The organism is Pseudoalteromonas sp. SR43-7 (assembly GCF_014163785.1).
Classification (GTDB): domain Bacteria; phylum Pseudomonadota; class Gammaproteobacteria; order Enterobacterales; family Alteromonadaceae; genus Pseudoalteromonas; species Pseudoalteromonas distincta.
The window spans coordinates 1-210 of the sequence record NZ_JACJDY010000074.1 but is presented as its reverse complement, the minus strand read 5'-3'; the positions used below and the strand labels follow the sequence as shown (position 1 = coordinate 210).

Sequence of the window (210 nt, the reverse complement as noted above, 5' to 3'; positions counted from 1 at the left end):
AAAGCTATATAGCTCATTAGCGGAATTGCAAAAGGATCTGGACGAATGGATGATTTATTACAATAATGACCGAACTCATCAAGGAAAAATATGCTGTGGCAGAACGCCATTAGAAACTTTATTAGATGGAAAATTGATCTGGGCTGAGAAAAATTTAGCTCAAATCTAGACTGACAGTCACCGATTAAAAAACGGGTAACTGTCAGATCA

The 210-nt window shown here is 36.7% G+C and carries 1 pseudogene; it reads left to right on the top strand.

Features of this window, described 5'->3' with window-relative positions:
- Positions 1-169: pseudogene (locus H5087_RS20075) on the top strand (IS481 family transposase); the annotation flags it as partial.
- Positions 170-210: the final 41 nt, after the last annotated feature.